General features: G+C 67.0%; 18 protein-coding genes and 1 pseudogene. 10 read left to right on the top strand and 9 right to left on the bottom strand.

Annotation, left to right across the window (positions count from 1 at the left end):
- Positions 1–96: 96 nt before the first annotated feature.
- Positions 97–510 carry an RNA polymerase-binding protein DksA gene (gene dksA, locus N1F91_RS15060; protein ID WP_187971859.1) on the top strand — a complete coding sequence of 138 codons (414 nt, stop codon included), beginning with the start codon at positions 97–99 and terminating at the stop codon, positions 508–510.
- Between the two features lie 991 nt (positions 511–1,501).
- On the opposite strand, the pseudogene N1F91_RS31125 reads toward dksA, so the two are convergent.
- A pseudogene (locus tag N1F91_RS31125) lies at positions 1,502–1,693 on the bottom strand (hypothetical protein); the annotation flags it as partial.
- Positions 1,694–2,008: 315 nt separating this feature from the next.
- Here N1F91_RS31125 and cckA point away from each other — a divergent pair.
- From cckA to N1F91_RS15020, 7 genes are all read left to right on the top strand, one after another.
- Positions 2,009–4,621, top strand: a complete 2,613-nt coding sequence (cckA, locus tag N1F91_RS15050; protein WP_289993223.1) for a cell cycle histidine kinase CckA — start codon at positions 2,009–2,011, stop codon at positions 4,619–4,621.
- A gap of 324 nt (positions 4,622–4,945) precedes the next feature.
- A complete protein-coding gene (urtA, locus tag N1F91_RS15045; protein WP_289993222.1) occupies positions 4,946–6,247 on the top strand; it encodes an urea ABC transporter substrate-binding protein in 1,302 nt (433 codons plus the stop codon).
- A 125-nt stretch (positions 6,248–6,372) separates the two neighbouring features.
- On the top strand, positions 6,373–7,989 hold the full coding sequence (gene urtB / locus N1F91_RS15040) for an urea ABC transporter permease subunit UrtB (RefSeq protein ID WP_289993658.1): 1,617 nt from the start codon (positions 6,373–6,375) through the stop codon (positions 7,987–7,989).
- Entirely contained in the window at positions 7,986–9,233 is a 1,248-nt protein-coding gene (gene urtC / locus N1F91_RS15035; protein WP_289993221.1) for an urea ABC transporter permease subunit UrtC, read from the top strand. Before urtB ends, urtC begins: the two co-directional genes overlap by 4 nt.
- A 4-nt stretch (positions 9,234–9,237) precedes the next feature.
- The gene (gene urtD, locus N1F91_RS15030; protein WP_289993220.1) at positions 9,238–9,984 is read left to right on the top strand and encodes an urea ABC transporter ATP-binding protein UrtD; all 747 of its coding nucleotides are present in this window, start codon (positions 9,238–9,240) and stop codon (positions 9,982–9,984) included.
- Positions 9,985–9,988: 4 nt separating this feature from the next.
- Positions 9,989–10,684: an urea ABC transporter ATP-binding subunit UrtE gene (urtE, locus tag N1F91_RS15025; protein ID WP_289993219.1), complete on the top strand. Its 696-nt coding sequence runs from the start codon at positions 9,989–9,991 to the stop codon at positions 10,682–10,684.
- A 93-nt stretch (positions 10,685–10,777) separates the two neighbouring features.
- Positions 10,778–10,996, top strand: coding sequence for a hypothetical protein (locus tag N1F91_RS15020; RefSeq protein WP_289993218.1), 219 nt, complete (start codon positions 10,778–10,780; stop codon positions 10,994–10,996).
- Between the two features lie 35 nt (positions 10,997–11,031).
- Here N1F91_RS15020 and N1F91_RS15015 read toward each other — a convergent pair whose 3' ends face one another.
- Positions 11,032–11,661, bottom strand: coding sequence for a MarC family protein (locus tag N1F91_RS15015; protein ID WP_289993217.1), 630 nt, complete (start codon positions 11,659–11,661; stop codon positions 11,032–11,034).
- 22 nt (positions 11,662–11,683) lie between these two features.
- On the opposite strand from N1F91_RS15015, the gene N1F91_RS15010 reads away from it, so the two are divergent.
- Positions 11,684–12,073, top strand: coding sequence for a hypothetical protein (locus N1F91_RS15010; RefSeq protein WP_289993215.1), 390 nt, complete (start codon positions 11,684–11,686; stop codon positions 12,071–12,073).
- The gene (gyrA, locus tag N1F91_RS15005) at positions 12,066–14,876 is read left to right on the top strand and encodes a DNA gyrase subunit A (RefSeq protein WP_289993214.1); all 2,811 of its coding nucleotides are present in this window, start codon (positions 12,066–12,068) and stop codon (positions 14,874–14,876) included. Before N1F91_RS15010 ends, gyrA begins: the two co-directional genes overlap by 8 nt.
- A gap of 93 nt (positions 14,877–14,969) precedes the next feature.
- Here the strand turns inward: gyrA and N1F91_RS15000 are convergent, their stop codons facing one another.
- The 7 genes from N1F91_RS15000 to N1F91_RS14970 form a co-directional block, all read right to left on the bottom strand.
- A complete protein-coding gene (locus tag N1F91_RS15000; RefSeq protein ID WP_187971850.1) occupies positions 14,970–15,110 on the bottom strand; it encodes a hypothetical protein in 141 nt (46 codons plus the stop codon).
- Between the two features lie 183 nt (positions 15,111–15,293).
- Positions 15,294–15,479: a hypothetical protein gene (locus tag N1F91_RS14995; RefSeq protein WP_289993213.1), complete on the bottom strand. Its 186-nt coding sequence runs from the start codon at positions 15,477–15,479 to the stop codon at positions 15,294–15,296.
- 52 nt (positions 15,480–15,531) lie between these two features.
- A complete protein-coding gene (gene purB, locus N1F91_RS14990) occupies positions 15,532–16,839 on the bottom strand; it encodes an adenylosuccinate lyase (RefSeq protein WP_289993212.1) in 1,308 nt (435 codons plus the stop codon).
- A 57-nt stretch (positions 16,840–16,896) separates the two neighbouring features.
- Complete coding sequence (locus N1F91_RS14985; RefSeq protein ID WP_289993211.1) at positions 16,897–17,358, bottom strand: hypothetical protein; 462 nt, start codon at positions 17,356–17,358, stop codon at positions 16,897–16,899.
- A 68-nt stretch (positions 17,359–17,426) separates the two neighbouring features.
- Positions 17,427–18,155 (bottom strand): DUF2259 domain-containing protein, encoded by a 729-nt coding sequence (locus tag N1F91_RS14980; RefSeq protein WP_289993210.1) that lies wholly within the window; start codon positions 18,153–18,155, stop codon positions 17,427–17,429.
- 80 nt (positions 18,156–18,235) lie between these two features.
- A complete protein-coding gene (locus N1F91_RS14975; RefSeq protein ID WP_289993209.1) occupies positions 18,236–19,252 on the bottom strand; it encodes a P1 family peptidase in 1,017 nt (338 codons plus the stop codon).
- Between the two features lie 6 nt (positions 19,253–19,258).
- Positions 19,259–20,332, bottom strand: a complete 1,074-nt coding sequence (locus tag N1F91_RS14970; RefSeq protein ID WP_354670546.1) for a branched-chain amino acid ABC transporter substrate-binding protein — start codon at positions 20,330–20,332, stop codon at positions 19,259–19,261.
- Positions 20,333–20,469: the final 137 nt, after the last annotated feature.

Raw genomic sequence — 20,469 nt, 5'->3', positions numbered from 1 at the left:
GGCTAACAAACGCGTGACATTGCTCACCTTTTGGCTTGTACAGCTTCGGCGGCCCGAATATATAGGCGCCGGTTCATAGCTATGGGGGAGACTCAGGTGAGCGAAACCATGGAAGACTACGTGCCCAGCGAGAGCGAGCCGTTCATGAACGAGCGGCAGAAGGCCTACTTCCGCGCCAAGCTCATGACCTGGAAGAACGACATTCTTCGCGAAGCGCGCGAAACCCTCGAAATCCTGCAGCAGGAAAACGCAAACCACCCCGACCTCGCCGACCGTGCCTCTTCCGAAACCGACCGCGCCATCGAGCTGCGGGCCCGCGACCGGCAGCGCAAGCTGATCTCCAAGATCGACGCCGCGCTGATGCGGATCGAGGACGGGACTTACGGCTACTGCGAGGAGACGGGCGAGCAGATCTCGCTGAAGCGGCTCGACGCGCGGCCGATCGCAACGCTTTCGATCGAGGCGCAGGAACGCCACGAGCGTCGCGAAAAGGTCTACCGGGACGACTGACCCGCACGCCGCTGCGGCAGGACTTCAGGAAAGAGATCCAAAAGGCGGCCCCCGTGGCCGCTTTTTTTTGTGCCGGCCATCCTCCGCCATGTGCGGGGTTCCTGCGCCGGGCGGCCTCAGGCGGCGGCGCGGTTGCGGCCGCATCCTCCCGGCATCGGATGCCGTCCGATCGGGTCGCGGTGCTTTGGATTCGGCCGTACCTCGCGGCCGTGCGGCTGCGGGCTTCCGGCGAACCTGCCGCTCAGCGGCGGTCGCGTGACATCTCGCCGAGGAGCTTGTTCATCTCCTCGTCGATGTCGGCGGCCTTCGCGCGGCTGCGCTCGCGGGCCGGGTAGCGCAGGGAAGTCTCGAGTTCCTGCAGCAGGGCGTCGTCGAGATCGTTCTCCACCGGCGCGGGAGCGGGCTGAGGCTGCTGTTGCTGGGCTCTGCGAGTCGCCTGCGCCCGTGCCGGGTGGGGGGTCACGCGGGCCACGACCGGCGGATCGCGGCGTTCTTCCGGAGGTTGCGGGAAATTCGGCTGGGTCGCGGCCGGCAAGGTGACGCGCGGCAGGACAGGGCGGATCGTCCGCTGCTGCCGCGGCGCGGTCGGCACCTGCTGCTGCGGAGCGACGGGTGCCTGCGCCTGCTGCGCCACCGGCGCAAGCGGCTGCCGAACGGGCATCGGCGCGACCGGTCGTACGGCGACCTGCTGGTGTACGGCGGCCGGAGGCGCGGGGGGCGCGGGCGGCGGCGGCGGGGTGGGAGCCGGCGAAGGGGCGGGTTCGACGTTCACGGGTCGCGACGCCGCCGGGGCACGCTGAACCGGCGGCCTCTCCGCAGCGCGGCTCGGCTGGCGCTGCGGTGCGGCCGGAACCTGGCGCGGCGGTGCCGGCGGGATCGGGTTGGGCTGAAGCGCTTCGTCGCCGTGGTCGTAGGCGTCGAACGCATGGTCGGGATCCGGAGCGATCGCGCGCGCCGGTTCCGCTGCTTGAGCGCGGGGCTGGCGGGTACCGAGGCGGATGTCCTGCTCCACCACCACGTCGGTCGGGCCGCCGATCAGGATGAGATGCTCGACGTCGTCGCGGCGCACGAGGACAAGCCGGCGCCTGTCGTCCACGGCGGCTGCGTCGAGCACGGCGAGCCGCGTGCGGCGGTTGCGGCCGCCGGCGATGTAGGTTCCCGACGTCAGCATGCGCACGACGCGGAAACCCGCATAGGCGACGATCACCGCAATGACGCCGATGATCAGCCAGGTGACCGCCGGGATGTACCGGGAATCAATCAAGCCATCCAGCAAGCTGGTCATCGAACTCTCCTCTGAGGTGCCGCGACACGATTGACACGCGAATTGCTGCGCCGCAAGCAAATGAGCATGCTACCGTGTGATAAATATGGTCGCTTCGCGAAGGTGCGGCCTTGCGGGAGATCGCAGCGCCGCGCGAAGCGGGATGCTCTGGAGAATGGACCCGGCGGGCTTTCGCGCCCGTTCATTATGTGATTCATACCGGGCACGGGCGGCATGGCAGGATTCGGGCAGGACGGACAGCGGATGGAGGGGAACGGCGAAGGCGAATTCTATCCGGCGCCCATCGTCGACCAGAACTCGCGTCCGGGGACGATTGCGCGGCTGATCGTCTTCATCATCGTGCTCGTGGGGGCAGCCTTCGTGTTTGCCCTGATGCGCGACCAGCTCGGCGATCCTTTCCTGCTCGGGCTGCTCGGCATCCTGGCCATGATCGGCGTCGGCTACCTGTTCGCTTCGGCCATCGGCTTCGTCCAGGTGGCGCCACGGTCTTCGGGGGACGAACTGGCCAAGGCCTACATCGACACGATGGGGCAGGGGCTCGTCGTGTCCGACATGCGCGCGCGCGTACTCTATGCCAACCAGGCCTATTCGAGGCTTACCGGTGCGACGTCGGCTGCCGACGTGCGGACGCTCGACGTGCACCTTGCCGACAACATCGAGGCCTCCCCGACGGTCGAGCGCCTCGCGCTCGGGCTGCGCGACGGGCGGGGCGGCGACGGCGAGTTCCGCGTCTCGCAATCGATCCGTCCCGGATCGGAACCGGGTGCCCACTGGTACAGGGTGCGGGCGCGTAGCTTCCGGGCAGCAGGCCAGCGCCAGCCGCTGCTGGCATGGCAGGTCGAGGACATTTCGGGCGAGCGCGCCGAGCAGGAACGGTTCTTTCTCGACCTGCAGCAGGCGATCGATCATCTCGACCATGCGCCCGCCGGCTTCTTCTCGGCCGATCCGGCCGGGCGGATCACCTATCTCAACGCCACGCTGGCGGAATGGCTGGGCATCGATCTGGCCAGCTTCTCGCCGGGTTCGGTTGCCCTTTCCGAAGTCGTGGCCGGTGACGGCATGGCGCTGATCCGGTCGGTCAAGGCCGATCCGGGCGCCACCCGCAACGCGGTGATCGATCTCGACCTCTCGACGGTCAAGGGCGAGGCGCTTCCGGTGCGCTTCATGCATCGGGCGACAGCCAGCCGGGACGGCGCACCGGGTCCGACCCGCACCATCGTGCTCAACCGGGCGCAGGGAGAGGATGCCTCGGCGGATTTGCGCGCGTCGGAAGTCCGCTTCACGCGCTTCTTCAACTCCACGCCGATGGCGATCGCCGGCATCGACGGTGCTGGCCGCATCCTGCGCACCAACGCGCCGTTCCTGTCGCTGTTCTCGAGCGTCGTCGATCGCGATGCGGTCGACCGCAGGGCGCGTCTCGACACGGTCATCCACGAGCGCGACCGCGCGGGTTTTGCCGCCGCGCTCGACAAGGCCAAGCAGCACCAGGCCGACATCGCCCCGATCGACACCATCCTGCCGACCGACGAGGAACGGCACATCCGTTTCTACGTCAGCGCGGTCGCCGACGCGAGCGAGGGCGAGACCGCCGAGGAGGCGGCGATCGTCTACGCCGTCGACACGACCGAGCAGAAGGCGCTCGAGGCGCAGATGGCGCAGGGCCAGAAGATGCAGGCCGTCGGCCAGCTTGCCGGCGGCATCGCGCACGACTTCAACAACGTGCTCACCGCCATCATCATGGCGTCGGACCTGCTCCTCGCCAGCCACAGGCCGTCGGACCCTTCCTTCGCAGACATCATGAACATCAAGCAGAACGCCAACCGCGCCGCCTCGCTGGTGCGCCAGCTGCTCGCGTTCTCGCGGCGCCAGACGCTGCGGCCGGAAGTGCTGAACCTGACCGACGTGCTGGCCGACCTGCGCATGCTGCTCACCCGGCTGGCCGGCAACGACATGCGGCTGCGCATCGACCATGGCCGCGACATCTGGCCGGTCAAGGTCGACCTCGGCCAGTTCGAACAGGTGATCGTCAATCTCACGGTGAATGCGCGCGACGCCATGCCGGGCGGCGGCGATCTGGTGGTGCGCACCAAGAACGTGCCGGCCGAGGAATGCGCGCCGTTCGGCTATCGCGAACTCACGGCTGGCGATTACGTGCTGATCGACGTCGAGGACACGGGCACGGGCATCCCGCCGGACATCCTCAAGAAGATCTTCGAACCCTTCTTCACGACCAAGGAGGTGGGCAAGGGCACGGGCCTCGGCCTTTCCATGGTGTACGGCATCATCAAGCAGACCGGTGGCTTCATCTTCTGCGATTCCCAGGTGGGCGTCGGGACGACATTCCGTATCTTCCTGCCGCGCCACATCGTGCAGGAAAAGGAACGGGAAGAAGCGGCCAGGGCCGAGGCCGCGACGTCGGCGGTCAAGCCGGAAGCCAACAAGGACCTTTCCGGGTCGGCGACGGTGCTGCTCGTCGAGGATGAGGATGCCGTGCGGATGGGCGGCGTGCGTGCGCTGCGCTCGCGCGGCTATACGGTGCACGAGGCCTCGTCGGGCGTCGAGGCGCTCGAAATCTTCGACGAACTCGACGGGGCGATCGACATCGTGGTCTCGGACGTGGTGATGCCCGAGATGGACGGACCGACGCTGCTCGGCGAGCTGCGCAAGCGCCAGTCGGACGTGAAGTTCGTCTTCGTCTCCGGCTATGCCGAGGATGCCTTCGCCAGGAACCTTCCCGCAGACGCCAAGTTCGGCTTCCTGCCGAAGCCCTTCTCGCTGAAGCAGCTTGCGACGGTGGTGAAGGACATGCTGGAAGGCGAGGCGTAGAAGCGCACTGGTACGGCCCGGATCTTCCGTATCGGCAGGCGACGGCGACGCGCTGGCAGCCGTATCGTTCGGCATATGGCGATTGTTTGGGCTGAATTTCTTGTCTGCCTATTTTTTGCCCAGCCCCTGCCGTCTGTTGCGCAAAGAAGTCTCAACAAAGATTAAACCCGTACGACGATGCCATCGGAACTCGGGTGGCTGCTCATCGTCCGCGTCTTTGTTCGCAAGGCTTTCCGGGTTTTTGTGACAGCCCGATCAGGTTTGGCACAGCCGTTGCATTGTTTTTATCGGTGCAACAACCAACCCTTATCGGAGGTTCTCAATATGAGGGGAATGATCGCAACACTGGCGAAGCGGGTCTCGGGGGCAGCGCTTGCCGGCCTGATGATGGCCGGTGCCGCTACCGCGCAGGAAGAAACCATCAAGGTGGGCATCCTGCACTCGCTTTCGGGGACGATGGCGATTTCGGAGACGACGCTCAAGGACGTCATGCTGATGCTGGTCGAACAGCAGAATGCCAAGGGCGGCCTCCTGGGCAAGAAGCTCGAGGCCGTCGTCGTCGACCCGGCGTCGGACTGGCCGCTCTTCGCCGAAAAGGCGCGCGAGCTGATCTCGGTGAACGGCGTGTCGGCCGTGTTCGGCTGCTGGACGTCGGTGTCCCGCAAGTCGGTCCTTCCGGTCTTCGAAGAACTGAACTCGATCCTGTTCTACCCCGTCCAGTACGAGGGCGAGGAAAGCCAGCGCAACGTCTTCTACACGGGTGCTGCGCCCAACCAGCAGGCGATCCCGGCGGTCGACTACCTGATGAACGATGAAGGCGTCGAGCGCTGGGTGCTCGCCGGCACCGACTACGTCTATCCGCGCACGACCAACAAGATCCTGGAAGCCTACCTCCAGTCCAAGGGCGTCGCGGCCGAAGACATCATGATCAACTACACGCCGTTCGGCCATTCCGACTGGCAGACGATCGTGTCCGACATCAAGGCCTTCGGTTCGGCCGGCAAGAAGACGGCGGTCGTCTCCACCATCAATGGCGACGCCAACGTTCCCTTCTACAAGGAACTGGGCAACCAGGGCGTCAAGGCCGAGGACATCCCGGTCGTGGCCTTCTCGGTGGGTGAGGAAGAACTCGCCGGCCTCGACACCGCGCCGCTCGTCGGCCACCTGACGGCCTGGAACTACTTCCAGTCGGTCGACACGCCGGAGAACGCGGAGTTCATCGCGGCCTGGAAGGAGTTCACCAAGAACCCCGACCGCGTCACCAACGATCCGATGGAAGCGCATGTGATCGGCTTCAACATGTGGGTGAAGGCGGTCGAGAAGGCCGGCACCACCGACACCGACGCCGTCATCGACGCCATCATCGGCGTTTCGGTGCCGAACCTCACCGGCGGCTACTCGGCGATGATGCCGAACCACCACATCACCAAGCCGGTGCTGATCGGCGAGATCCAGGCCGACGGCCAGATGGAGACCGTCTGGGAGACCACCGGCCTCGTGGTGGGCGACGAGTGGTCCGACTACCTGCCGGACTCCAAGGACCTCATCGCCGACTGGCGCGCCCCGATGTCCTGCGGCAACTTCAACGTCGCCACCGGCAAGTGCGGCGGCAAGGGCATGAACTGACGCGTGCATGACCGGACCGGCGGCGCCTGCCGCCGGCCCGACATGACCGCGACGCTTCCGGGCGGGCACCTCCTCCCGTCCGCCCGGAAGCCTGAACAAACCCAACGAGAAAGCCCGCCGTGCCCATGACCGTCCTGCGCGTCCTGCTCGTCCTGATCGGCCTCGTCCTGTCCGGCGTCTCCGGCGCCTTCGCCGACGACGACGCGATCCGCGCCACCATCGGCCGCTTCGCCGAGAGCAAGAATTTCCGCGACACCGAAGAGGTCGTGCGCGCGCTCGGCGCCAGTGGCGACGTCCGCGTCGAACGCGCGCTCTCGGCGCTGTCGGACGGCAATCTGAGTTTCCGCAAGGCCGACAAGGCAGTGTTCATCGCCCTGGAGAAGGGCCAGACCGCCACGCTCTTCGACCCCCTGACCGGAGACGCCGCGGGCGAGGAGCCCAAGGGCGGCTTCACCAAGATCAAGGTCAACAATTCGCTGCGGCGCACGATCCGCGACGTGATCTCCGGCCTCACGCTCGCGTCGCCCGATCCCGTCGTGCGCCTCGCTGCCGCGCGCACCATGTTCATCGCACCGGATGCCGGCAATCTCGAGGCGCTCGACGCCGCGATCGCCAAAGAGACGGTCGCCAGCGTGAAGACGGCGCTGGAGACCGCGCGCGCATCCACCATCCTCGTGTCGGACGCAGCCGACGCCGCCAAGCTCGAAGCCGTCGCCTTCCTCGGCAAGCGCGGCGACCGCGACACGCTCTCCCTGCTGACCGGCTTCGCGGCCAGGGCGCAGGGCGAGGTCCAGGCGGCTGCCCAGCGCGCGATCGACGATATCAACGCGACCCTGGCGCTCTGGGACGTCGGGCAGAACGTCTGGTACGGCATTTCGCTGGGCTCGGTGCTGCTCTTGGCCGCGATCGGGCTTGCCATCACCTTCGGCGTCATGGGCGTCATCAACATGGCGCATGGCGAGATGGTGATGATCGGCGCCTACACCACCTTCGTCGTGCAGTCCGTCATCCGTACCTCCTACCCGTGGCTGTTCGACTGGTCGCTCACCATTGCGCTGCCGCTCGCCTTTCTGGTCGCAGGCGCGGTCGGGCTGGCGCTGGAGCGCGGCATCATCCGCTTCCTCTACGGCCGGCCGCTCGAGACGCTGCTCGCCACGTGGGGCGTCTCGCTCATCCTGCAGCAGGCCGTGCGCACCATCTTCGGCCCGACCAACCAGGAGGTGGGCAATCCGTCCTGGATGTCGGGCGGGTTCCAGATCGGCCAGCTGGCGCTGACCTGGAACCGGCTCTGGATCGTCGTCTTCGCGCTCGCCGTGTTCGGGCTGCTCCTCTACGTCTTCAAGCGGACGGCCTGGGGCCTGCAGATGCGTGCGGTGACCGCGAACCGGCGGATGGCCTCCTCGATGGGCATCCGCACGCCCTGGATCGACGCCTTCACCTTCGCGCTAGGCTCGGGCATCGCCGGCATCGCGGGCGTGGCGCTGTCGCAGATCGACAACGTCTCTCCCAATCTCGGCCAGGGCTACATCATCGACAGCTTCATGGTCGTCGTGTTCGGCGGCGTCGGCAATCTCTGGGGCACGCTGGTCGGGGCCTTCTCGCTCGGCATCGTCAACAAGTTCCTCGAGCCCTATGCGGGCGCGGTGCTGGGCAAGATCCTCGTGCTGGTCCTCATCATCCTGTTCATCCAGAAGCGCCCGCGCGGGCTGTTCGCCCTCAAGGGAAGGTCGGTCGAGGCATGATCACCCAGCGTCTGTTCACGGGCGGATCGAGTAGCCGTATCCTCGTCGTCGCCGTCATCCTCGCTGCTGTCGCCGTGCTGGTCCCGGTGCTGCATCTGGCCGTGCCGCCGTCCAGCCCCTTCCACGTGCCCAACTACATGGTCACGCTCGTCGGCAAGTACCTGACCTATGCGCTGCTCGCGCTGGCGCTCGATCTGGTATGGGGGTACTGCGGCATCCTCTCGCTCGGCCATGGCGCCTTCTTCGCGCTCGGGGGCTATGCGATGGGCATGTACCTGATGCGCCAGATCGGCGACCGCGGCGTCTACGGCAATCCGATCCTTCCCGATTTCATGGTGTTCCTGAACTGGAACGAACTGCCGTGGTTCTGGTACGGCTTCGACCAGTTCTGGTTCGCCGCGATCATGATCGTGCTGGCGCCCGGTGCGCTCGCCTTCGTGTTCGGCTGGTTCGCCTTCCGCAGCCGCGTGACGGGTGTCTACCTGTCGATCATCACCCAGGCGCTGACCTATGCGCTGCTGCTTGCCTTCTTCCGCAACGACATGGGCTTCGGCGGCAACAACGGCCTGACCGATTTCAAGGACATCCTCGGCTTCAACGTCCAGGCGCCGGAGACGCGCGCGGGGCTGTTCGCCGCCAGCGCCCTGGCTCTGGCGCTCGCGCTCCTCATAACCTCCGCGATCACGCGGTCGAAGTACGGCATGCTGATGATCGCCGTGCGCGATGCCGAAAGCCGCACACGCTTCATCGGCTGGCGGCCGGAAAACGTGAAGGTCTTCGCCTTCACCGTCTCGGCGGTGATGGCCGGCATCGCGGGCGCGCTCTACGTGCCGCAGGTCGGCATCATCAATCCGGGCGAGTTCGCGCCGGCCAATTCCATCGAGGTGGTCGTCTGGACCGCCGTCGGCGGCCGCGGCACGCTGGTGGGACCGATCATCGGGGCGCTGCTGGTCAACGGGGGCAAGAGCTGGTTCACCGGGGTTTTGCCGGAGTACTGGCTGTTCGCGCTCGGCGGCCTGTTCGTCGCGGTGACGCTGTTCCTGCCGAAAGGCATCGTCGGCACCTATGATGCCTGGCGCGCGGCGCGAAGGGATGCGGCCGAGCGGGCAAGGACGAAGGCCGAGGAGGACGCAGCACCGCCGCCCGTCGACCCGGTCACCGGCCGGCCTGCCCGGAACGAGGACACGGCAAAGGCGCCGTCGTCCGACCTCGCCGGCGGCCCCGCGCCGCAGCCTGCGGAGTAGAGAGATGTCGAAGAGCGGAACCATCCTCTATCTCGACGGCGTGTCGGTCTCCTTCGACGGATTCCGCGCCATCAACAACCTGTCGCTGGTGCTCGACAAGGGCGAGATGCGGGCCATCATCGGTCCCAACGGCGCCGGCAAGACCACGATGATGGACATCATCACCGGCAAGACCCGTCCGGACGCCGGCGAGGTCTACTTCGACGGTACGGTGGACCTCACCAAGCACGACGAGGCCGACATCGCGATGATGGGCATCGGCCGCAAGTTCCAGAAGCCGACGGTATTCGAGAGCCACACGGTCGAAGACAACCTCGTGCTGGCGCTCGCCGGGCCGCGCTCGATCTTTCCGGCGCTGTTCCACCGGCGTTCGAAGGCCGAAAGCCAGCAGATCGACGATATCCTCGCCACGATCCGCCTGGAGGCCCGCCGCAACGATCTGGCGGCCAATCTCAGCCATGGCCAGAAGCAGTGGCTGGAGATCGGCATGCTGCTGGCGCAGGATCCCAAGCTTCTCCTCGTCGACGAGCCGGTTGCCGGCATGACCGACGCCGAGACCGAGGAGACCGCGCGGCTGCTGAAGGACATCGCGAAGACGCATTCGGTGGTGGTCGTGGAGCACGACATGCATTTCGTGCGCGAACTCGGCGTCAAGGTGACGTGCCTGCACGAAGGCTCGGTCCTGTCCGAGGGCACGCTCGACAGCGTCTCGGCGGACGAGCGCGTCATCGAAGTCTACCTGGGGAGGTGAGGGCATGCTGACCGTCAAGGACGCCACCCTCCATTACGGTGCGGCCCAGGCCCTGCGCGGCGTCTCGCTGACCGCGGGAGAGGCGAAGATCACCTGCGTGCTCGGCCGCAACGGCGTCGGCAAGACCAGCCTCATGAGAGCGATCGTCGGCCATCACCGGCTGACGAGCGGAGAGATAGCCTTCGAGGGGAAGGCGCTCGACCGGAGCGCGGCGTATGATCGCGCCCGGTCGGGCATCGCATTCGTGCCGCAGGGACGGGAAATCTTCCCGCTCCTGTCGGTCAAGGAGAACCTGGAGACGGGCTTTGCGCCGCTGAAGCGGGCAGACCGGCACGTCCCGGACCATGTGTTCGAGCTGTTCCCGGTGCTGAAGAGCATGCTGTCTCGGCGCGGCGGCGACCTGTCGGGCGGCCAGCAGCAGCAGCTCGCCATCGGCCGTGCGCTGGTGATGCGGCCCAAGCTGCTGGTCCTCGACGAACCGACCGAGGGCATCCAGCCCTCGATCATCAAGGACATCGGCCGGGCGATCCGGTTCCTGCGCGATACGGCCGGCATCGGCATCCTTCTGGTGGAGCAGTATCTCGACTTCTGCCGCGAACTGGCCGACGAGGTGAACATCATGGACCGCGGCCAGATCGTCCATTGCGGACCGGCGGAGGATCTCGACGATCCGCAGGTGCGGAAATTCCTCACGGTCTGAGGTCGGCGGCGCGACGACCGGGACGGCTGGAACCCATGGCGCGGCGGGGGCGTTTCCGGAAGGATCGATCCGCGATCCCCGAGGAGTTTCCCCATGTCGACCAAACCAGCCGCCGCGCCGCAGCCGCCCCGCACCTCCGAAGCCGCCGAAGCATTCCGCAAGGAGCGTGCGCGGCAGGGCTCGGCCCAGCCCGACGCCGAGGACGAATTGCAGGAAGGCCTCGAAGACACGTTTCCGGCCAGCGATCCGGTCTCGCATGATTCGGCAGGCGTGGCCGGCAAGCCGCCGAAGGACCGGCATTCACAGGACTGATCGCCGCCTCTGTCCGCTCGCCTCGCCGTCGCCCGTCAGGCGGCGGCGAGCGCCTTCACGCCGTCGGCGACGAACTGCACGGCGAGAGCCGCCAGGATGACGCCCAGCAGCCGCGTCAGGATCGAGCGGCCCGTCTGTCCGAGATAGCGGTCGACGCGTTCCGACAGCACGAAGACGAGATAGGTGATCGCGATCGCCAGCGCGATGACGGCCAGCAGCACCCCGACTGCGGCCGGCCCTGCGAACGAACCCGACAGGAGCACCGTTGCGGATATCGCGCCCGGTCCGGCGATCAGCGGGATCGCCAGCGGGAAAGCCGCGATGTTGTGGATGTGGTCGCGGGTGATCGCGACGTCCGCAGCCTTCTCCTTGCGCTCGGTGCGACGCTCGAAGATCATCTCGAAGGCGATGAAGAACAACAGCAGCCCGCCGGCCACGCGAAAGGCGGGCAGGGTGATGCCGAAAACCGACAGGATCGCCGCGCCCGCCACCGCAAACAGCGCGAGTACGGCGAGGCCGATGATCGAGGCACGCAGCCCGACCTGATGGCGCTGCGCGCGGTCCATGCCGCGCGTCAGCGCCAGGAAGAGCGGCGCAAGACCGGGCGGGTCGATCGTCACGAGGATCGTCACGAAGGCGTTGAAGACGAGATCGAAGTTCGGCACGGGATTCTCCCGGTGGTCCGGCATGGCGAAAGCATCGTGGTCGCAGGAGCGCCCGGTTGCCCGACCTGCGACGGGAGGCATCCTGAACGGTGGCCGCTCTTTGATCAACCGGATCGTCACCAGCGCGATGGCTGCAATCGGACGCTCCTTGGCCGAGGCCCGTGCCGGCATGTCCTTCCCCGCAGAAACATCCGTCGGCGGGCCGCGACGGGGGAAGAATCGGCGCCGGATTTCCAAGCTTGACGGGCTTTTGTCCACCGGTTTTCTGCCGCACTGCGAGCGTCCTTTCCAAGTCTTTGAAAAAGCTCGACGAATGCGCTTTGCCCATTGGACTGTGAAATTGGAGAATCGCGCCGGCTTCCTATATAAGGGGCCATTGATTCCAGCGACGAACGTGGTCCAATTTGTCTGATCTCACCAAACCGCCCGCCGGGGGTTCGAACGGCATCGAGCCGATCTCCATCATAGAGGAGATGCAGCGCTCCTATCTCGACTACGCGATGAGCGTGATCGTCAGCCGCGCCTTGCCCGACGTCCGGGACGGCCTGAAGCCTGTGCATCGGCGCATCCTCTATGCCTCGCACGAGAGCGGCTACCACTGGAACCGCAAGCACGTGAAGTCGGCGCGTCCGGTCTCGGACGTGATGGGTAAGTACCACCCGCACGGCGACGCATCGATCTACGACGCCCTGGTGCGCATGGCGCAGGACTGGTCGATGCGGCTGCCGCTGATCGACGGGCAGGGCAATTTCGGCTCGATCGACGGCGATCCGCCGGCGGCGATGCGCTACACCGAGGCGCGGCTCACCAAGGGCGCGCACGAGATCCTGGAGGACATCGACAAGGAGACCGTCGATTTCCAGGAAAACTACGACGGCTCGTCGCGCGAGCCGAAGGTGCTGCCGGCCCGCTACCCCAACCTGCTGGTCAACGGGTCGGGCGGCATCGCCGTCGGCATGGCCACCAACATTCCGCCGCACAATCTCGTCGAGGTGGTGAATGCGGCGATCGCCATCGTCGACAATCCGGCGATCGATCTTCCCGCCCTGATGGACATCATCCCCGGCCCGGATTTCCCGACGGGGGGGCTGATCCTCGGCCGCGCCGGCATCTACAGCGCCTATCTCACCGGGCGCGGCTCCGTCATGATGCGCGGCAAGGTCGATGTCGAGCCGATGCGTGGCGATCGCGAGGCGATCATCATCACGGAGGTGCCGTACCAGGTCAACAAGGCCACGATGATCGAGAAGATGGCCGAACTCGTGCGCGACAAGCGCATCGAGGGCATCTCCGACATCCGCGACGAGAGCGACCGCCAGGGCTACCGGGTCGTGATCGAACTCAAGCGCGACGCCAATGCCGAAGTCGTGCTCAACCAGCTCTATCGCTACACGCCGCTGCAGACCTCCTTCGGCGCCAACATGGTGGCGCTCAACGGCGGCAAGCCGGAGTTGATGAACCTCATCGACATCCTGAAGGCCTTCGTCTACTTCCGCGAGGAAGTCGTCAGCCGGCGCACGAAGTACCTGCTCAAGAAGTCGCGCGAGCGCGCCCACGTCCTCGTCGGTCTCGCCATCGCGGTGGCCAATATCGACGAGGTCATCAAGCTGATCCGCAGCGCGCCCGATCCGCAGACCGCGCGCGAGCAGTTGATGGAGCGGCGCTGGCCGGCGGCCGACGTCGAGGCGCTGATCCGCCTCATCGACGACCCGCGCCACCGCATCAACGAGGACGGCACCTACAACCTTTCCGAAGAGCAGGCCCGCGCGATCCTCGAACTGCGCCTGCAGCGGCTCACTGCGCTCGGCCGCGACGAAATCGCCGACGAGCTGAACAAGATCGGCGAGGAGATCAAGGACTACCTGGACATCCTGGGGTCCCGCGCGCGCATCCAGACGATCGTCAAGGACGAGCTTGCTTCCGTGCGCGACGAGTTCGGCACGCCGCGCCGCACCGAGATCATCGACGGCGGTGCCGACATGGAGGACGAGGACCTCATCCAGCGCGAGGACATGGTCGTCACGGTCACGCATGAGGGCTACATCAAGCGCGTGCCGCTCTCGATCTACCGGGCGCAGGCGCGCGGCGGCAAGGGCCGCTCGGGCATGGCGACGAAGGACACCGACTTCGTCACGCGGCTGTTCGTTGCCAACACGCACACGCCGATCCTGTTCTTCTCCTCGCGCGGCATCGTCTACAAGGAAAAGGTCTGGCGCCTGCCGATCGGCACGCCGCAGTCGAAGGGCAAGTTCCTGCGCAACCTTCTGCCGCTCGACGCCGGAGATCGCATCACCGCCATCCTGCCGCTGCCGGAAAACGAGGAGAGCTGGGCCGAACTCGACGTCATGTTCGCGACGACGCGCGGCACCGTGCGGCGCAACAAGCTGTCCGATTTCGCCGACGTGAAGCGGAACGGCAAGATCGCCATGAAGTTCGAGGAGGAGGGCGATGCCATCCTCGCGGTCGAGACCTGCACGGAAAACGACGACGTGCTTCTGACCGCCGACAGCGGCCAGTGCATCCGCTTCGCCGTGACCGACGTGCGCGTCTTCGCCGGACGCTCCTCGCAGGGCGTCCGCGGCATAGCGCTCGGCCAGGGCGACCGTGCGATCTCCATGACCATCCTCGAGCATGTCGACGCGTCGCCTGCGGAGCGGGCAGCCTATCTGAAGCGATCGGTGGCCGAGCGACGCGCGGCATCGAGCGAGATCGGCGACGGCGAGGAGGAAATCGCCCTGACCAACGAGGAGGTCGGCGAGGAGGCGGACCTGAACGACGAGCGCTACGAGCACCTCAAGGCGCACGAGCAGTTCGTGCTTACCGTGACCGAATACGGCTACGGGAAGCGGTCGTCCTCCTACGACTTCCGGCTGATCGGGCGCGGCGGCAAGGGCATCAGGGCCACCGACACCGCCAAGACAGGCGAGATCGGCAAGCTGGTCGCCGTGTTCCCGGTCGACCGGGACGACCAGATCATGCTGGTCACGGATGCGGGCAAGGTCATTCGCGTGCCGATCGACGGGATCCGCTTTGCCGGCCGCGCCACGAAGGGTGTCACGATCTTCCGCACCGGTGACGGCGAGAAGGTGGTTTCGGTGGAGCGGATATCCGAGCCGCAATCGGAAGAAGAGGTCGAGGCGGCCGTGGAGCAGGCGCCGGATGCTCCGGCGGGCGATCCCCCGCCTGCTGCTCCGGAGACCCCCTCCGACGGGTGAGCCGGGCAGCCCGGGCTTCAAAACAGAAACGGCCGCCCAGAGAGGCGGCCGATCTGCTTTGGGAGGTCAGGCCCAGGGTCGTTCTTGGTAATTTCAGCGGCGCATGTTCGCAAACGGGTTCCGGCGGGTCGCACGGACGTCCTGCCGCGCGCGCTGCGCTTCCTCGTAGAAGCCGAACGCAGTCGCAATCAGCATGGCAATGGTCATGGCCGCAGCAAGCATCGTGATCAGCATGGCATCGTTCTCCTTGGCCGATAAACGCGTTAGACACCGAAGGGTTTCGACCGTCTGTGAGTTTTTTGGCACAGCAAGCTTGAACAAAGGCTGAGGCCACCGTTCAGCTGGCGTTCATCTTCGACTGAAGGTGAATGAACGGTAATGAGGGAAGGGCGCCCCGGTCTGCCCGGCCGCAGCGCTTCAGCCGCCGGCTGCGGGCTCGGCGGGCGTGCCGGTCGTCTCTGCGAGGATCTCGTCGAACGCGCCGTCCGCATAGAGAAAGGCGCCGAGCGCAAGGCAGGCCACGATCGTCCAGACGATATACCTGGTGATGCCCTGCCGGCGCCTGTCGTCGAACCCGAAATCCTGCTTGGCCATCATCTTCACTCCGCCATGTCCTGGCGGAGCAAGAACGCCGACGGTGCGCGGACGTTCCGGGTCAGGCCGCGCCGAAGACCCGGGCGAAGATCGTGTCGACGTGCTTGGTGTGGTAGGCGAGGTCGAACTTCTCGCGCAGATCGTCTTCCGTCAGCGCGGCACGCACCTCCGCGTCCGCCAGCAGTTCCTCCAGGAAATCCGCGCCGTGTTCCCAGACCTTCATGGCGTTGCGCTGGACGAGCCGGTAGGCATCCTCCCGCGAGACGCCCGCCTGGGTCAGCGCCAGGAGAACGCGCTGCGAATGCACCAGACCGCGGAACTTGTTCATGTTCCGCAGCATGTTGTCCGGGTAGATCACCAGCTTCTCGATGACGCCCGCCAGCCGGTTGAGCGCGAAGTCAAGCGTGATCGTGGCGTCGGGGCCGATGCCTCGCTCGACGCTCGAGTGCGAGATGTCGCGCTCGTGCCAGAGCGTCACGTTCTCGAGCGCCGGAACCACGGCCATGCGCACCAGCCGCGCGAGACCGGTGAGATTTTCTGTCAGCACCGGGTTACGCTTGTGCGGCATGGCCGACGAGCCCTTCTGGCCGGGCGAGAAGAACTCCTCCGCCTCCAGCACCTCGGTGCGCTGCATGTGACGGATCTCGGTGGCGACGTTTTCGATCGAGGACGCGATGACGCCGAGCGTGGCGAAGAACATGGCGTGCCTGTCGCGCGGGATGACCTGCGTGGAGACCGGTTCCGGAAGGAGGCCGAGCTTTGCGCAGACATGCTCCTCGACGCGAGGGTCGATGTTGGCGAAGGTGCCGACGGCGCCCGAGATGGCGCCGGTGGCGATCTCCGCGCGCGCATTCACCAGCCGGGCGCGGTTGCGGCTCATTTCGGCAAAGAAGCGCGCGAAGGTCAGCCCCATGGTCGTCGGCTCGGCATGGATGCCGTGCGAGCGGCCGATCCGCACGGTGTCCTTGTGCTCGTGGGCCCGGTTCTTCAAGGCGGCAAGCAGGCGGTCCATGTCGGCAATCAGGATGTCGCTGGCGCGGACGAGCTGGATGTTCAGCGTCGTGTCCAGAACGTCCGACGAGGTCATCCCCTGATGGACGAAGCGCGAGTCGGGACCGACGAACTCCGCCAGATGGGTCAGGAAGGCGATGACGTCGTGCTTGGTCACGGCCTCGATCTCGTCGATCCGCGCGACGTCGAACGTCGCCGCGCCACCCTTTTCCCAGATCGTCCGCGCGGCGTCCTGCGGGATCACGCCCAGTTCTGCGAGTGCGTCGCAGGCATGGGCCTCGATCTCGAACCAGATGCGGAACTTGGTCTCGGGAGACCAGATGGCGACCATTTCGGGCCGCGAATAGCGCGGGATCATGCGTATGTCCTCATCGGGAAAGCCAAGCGGACCCCCTAGCAGACGCTGCCGCGGGCCTCAACGGCGGCGGCCTGCCTGAACGAGGGAAAACGCCAGCAGCGCCGGCAGGCCGAGCGGCAGATACATCCGCAGTCCGAGCACCAGGAAATGGTAGCACGCCCCGGCCATGGTGAAGGCGAACTGGAAGATCCAGCCGATGCTCAGAGCCGGCTCGTGCCAGTGCGCATAGTAGAGGCGATACCACAGGCCGAAGAGGAAGGCCGTCACGGCGATGGTGGCGCCGGCCAGCAGCACCATCGTGGCGGCGAAGCGCGTTTCGGCCCGGCGCCCGCCGAGACGATGCGCGACAAGGATGGCGGGCGCGTAGGCGACAAGGGCGCCGGACCCGAAGAGCAGGACGACCGCAGCCTGCGCCTCCTCGTTCTGCCAGGCGCGCAAAAGCAGCGCGACAAGGCATGACGCGCCGATGGCGAGGGACCAGGCGAACGAACCGGCGAACAGCTGCAGGACAGGTCGCATCCACCTGCGGTGGTCCGCACCCGTCGCCCGTGCCGTCGGCGCGGATGCGCCGGGAGCAGGCCTTTCCCTCACAGGCGCCCGGTGACCGCGATCCAGCGGTAGTCGGGTCCCTCGAAGCCGAAGGATCGCACCGCCACCAGCACGGCGAAGGATGGCGCGCCGCCGTCCGGATGGATGGTCTGGATCGCGCCCATCCGGTAGCCGAGCGCACAGCCGCGGCTGGACGGGACGCGGGTATCCTCATGCAGCAGGGCGACGGTGCCGCCGGCCGTCAGGTCGATGCGGAGCAGCCGGAACCCCATGGTCGGACCGAGATTTTCGCACTCGGTCGCGTCGAGTGCGTATTCCTCGATCCGGAACTCGACCGCCTCGTCGATCGGCGGGATGACGGGCCGGGGGTTCACCGCCATGCGGAACGGGTCTGCGGAAAGTTCGGTGACGGCGTTGCTCCCGGCCGTGTATCCGCGATTCTGCGCCAGTTCCGCGTCGGAGACGATCGCCTGGCCCGGCGCGCTCGCCTGATCCCTGGCCTGCTGGAGCGCAGCGCTCTCGTCGTCGATGCGGATGCGGATGGGGGTGCCGGAGACGAAGCCGTCGGTCGCCACGTCGATGTAGAAGCGGTTGGCGTAGGGAAAGCCGGAGCCGTCCTGGATGCCGTATTCCTCGAAGGCGAAAATCGAGGCATCGGCGCTGAAGCCGAGGATTTCCAACTCCGCCACGCTTCCCGCAATGGCTGGGACGCTGGCGAAGACTGTCGACAGAGCAAGGGTGGCGGCTCCGGCAAGCTTGCGGATCATGGCGTTTCTCCCGATTCCTCGCCCCGCCGCACTGTGCCACCGATCAGCCACGCCGATCCATACGAAATCGCTGCTGCCGGTCACCGCCGCCAGCGCGACCGCCAGGCGGGAAAGAAGTCGCCGGCCGCCGGCTCGGCGGCGAAGACGCCGCGGGCGACCGCGCGCGCCATGGCGGCGGCAGCCGCCGCACCCAGTTCGATGGTCGCGTCGCCTTCGGGAACGATGCCGCTGCCGCCGGTGGCCAGCGCAAAGACCAGATCGCCATCCGCCGGCGTGTGGGCCGGCCAGATCGCGCGGGCGAAGCCGTCATGGGCCGACATCGCCAGACGCTTGGCGCCTGCCTTGGTCAGCACCGCGTCGGTGGCGATCACCGCGATCGTGGTGTTGGCGGCAGGCGAGTTCCCGCTGCGGAACTTCAGCCGCACATCCGTCGCGTCGGCGGGTGCCGAGGCCGGCATCCCGCATGCGCCGAACTCGTCGCCGATCTCGAAGGGTGCTGCCCAGAAATGCGGCGTGTCGCCGACCGTGACCGACCCGACAGCATTGACCGCGACGAGCGCGGACACGGTCACGCCATTCGAGAGAACCGCCGATGCGGAGCCCAGGCCGCCCTTGAGCCCGGCCGTCAGGGCCCCGTATCCGGCCCCGGACGATCCGATGGCGAAGGTCTCGGACGCGCGCTCCGCCGCTTCGTAACCGAGGTCGCGATAGGGCGGGTAGCGGCCCCAGTCCTTGTCGCCGCCGTTGACGAGGTCAAAGAGGATCGCGGCGGGAACGATCGGGATCGACAGATCGTGCACCTTCACGCCCACGCCCCGCTCGCGCAGGAAGGCCTGGACGCCCGAGGCCGAGTCGAGTCCGAAAGCGGATCCGCCCGACAGAACGATCGCGTCGACCTTTTCCACCGCGTTGTGGGGCTCGAGCAGGTCTGTCTCGCGCGTGCCCGGCGCGCCGCCGAGCACCTGGACCGCGGCGACGGCCGGCTGGTCGCAAAGCACCACGGTGACGCCCGAGCGGATGCGTGCGTGCTCGGTGTTGCCCACGCGCAGGCCGGCGACGTCGGTCAGGAGATTGCGGGTACCCGCTCTGAATGCCATGGGAGTTCAGTCCATCGGTTGAAAGGCGCCGCCGTCGTAGCGGAACAGCCGGTAGTGCTCGCCGGCCCAGTCGCCCTTCTCGTCGAAGCGGACGGGGCCGAGAACGGTCTGGAAGGTCTGCTCCGACAGCGCGGCAGCGATCGGGCGGGGGCCGTTTCCCGCCGGCTGCAACGCCTGCAGCGCGATCTCGACGGCCGCATAGGTCGGAAGGACGTAGCCGGCCGGCAGCACCTCGCGCCCGGCGAACGTCTCCAGCACCGATGCTTCGGCCAGGTCGGCCCATTCCGCCGGCGCGATCATCAGTGTTCCCGGCGCCAGGTCGACGGCGTCGGGTGCCGCCCGCAGCGCTTCGCCACCGGCGATGACGAGGTCGTAGCCGAGTTCCCGTGCATCGCGGCCGAGAATGGCGAGGTCGGACCGGTCGCCACCGGCAAAGACATGGGTCGCGCCCGATTTGCGCAGGCGCCCGGCGAGCGCGATCTGGTTTTCGAGCTGCGGCCTGAACGTGTCGGTGAAGACCGGTTTCAGGCCGGCCTGTTCGGCCGCGAGGCGGAAACCTTCCGCCAGTTCGCGGCCGTAGATGGTGCCGTCGTCGACGATGGCGAAGAGGTCGTCGCGCCAGAGGTCCGTCAGGATGCGCGAGACAGCGGCGAGTTCGCCGTCCGCACGCGGCGCCAGCCGGTAGACCGGCCAGCCGGTCCGCTCGCGACGGTCGGTCAGGCTTGCGACACGCACGCCCGTCGTGATGACGGGGATGCCGGCCTTCGACAGGATCGGCATCGCCGCCTCGATGGCCTCGATGCAGAGGAAGCCCGCCACCGCCTCGACTTCGGCCACGACGAAGAACTCGGCCGCGGTGCTGCCGCCTTCGGCCGAGCATTGCGTGTCGACGATCTCGATGGTGCTGCCGTCGGCAGCCGCGGCGACCGCTGCCTCGGCACCGGTTCGCATCTGCTGCCCTAGCAGCTCCGCCGACCCCGACAGGGGCGCGGCCAGGCCGAGCGCGGCAGCGCCGGCCGGCACGATCTGGGCGCCGGCCATGGCCAGGATCACCAGCGCTGTGAAGGCTGCCTGCTGCATCGTGTTCGGGTCGGACCGGTCCTCGGACAGGCCGGAAAGGCCTGGATCGGATCAACTGGTAAAGAACGAAGCGTTCATGTGCAATGCACACCGAGCGGCTTGTGGCCCTGCGGCCCGGCCCTATATTGGCGCGCAAG

This window comes from Aquibium sp. ELW1220, assembly GCF_030398385.1.
Lineage (GTDB): Bacteria > Pseudomonadota > Alphaproteobacteria > Rhizobiales > Rhizobiaceae > Aquibium.
The sequence above is the reverse complement of the archived record's forward strand: the minus strand, read 5'-3'. Positions and strand labels throughout refer to the sequence as shown.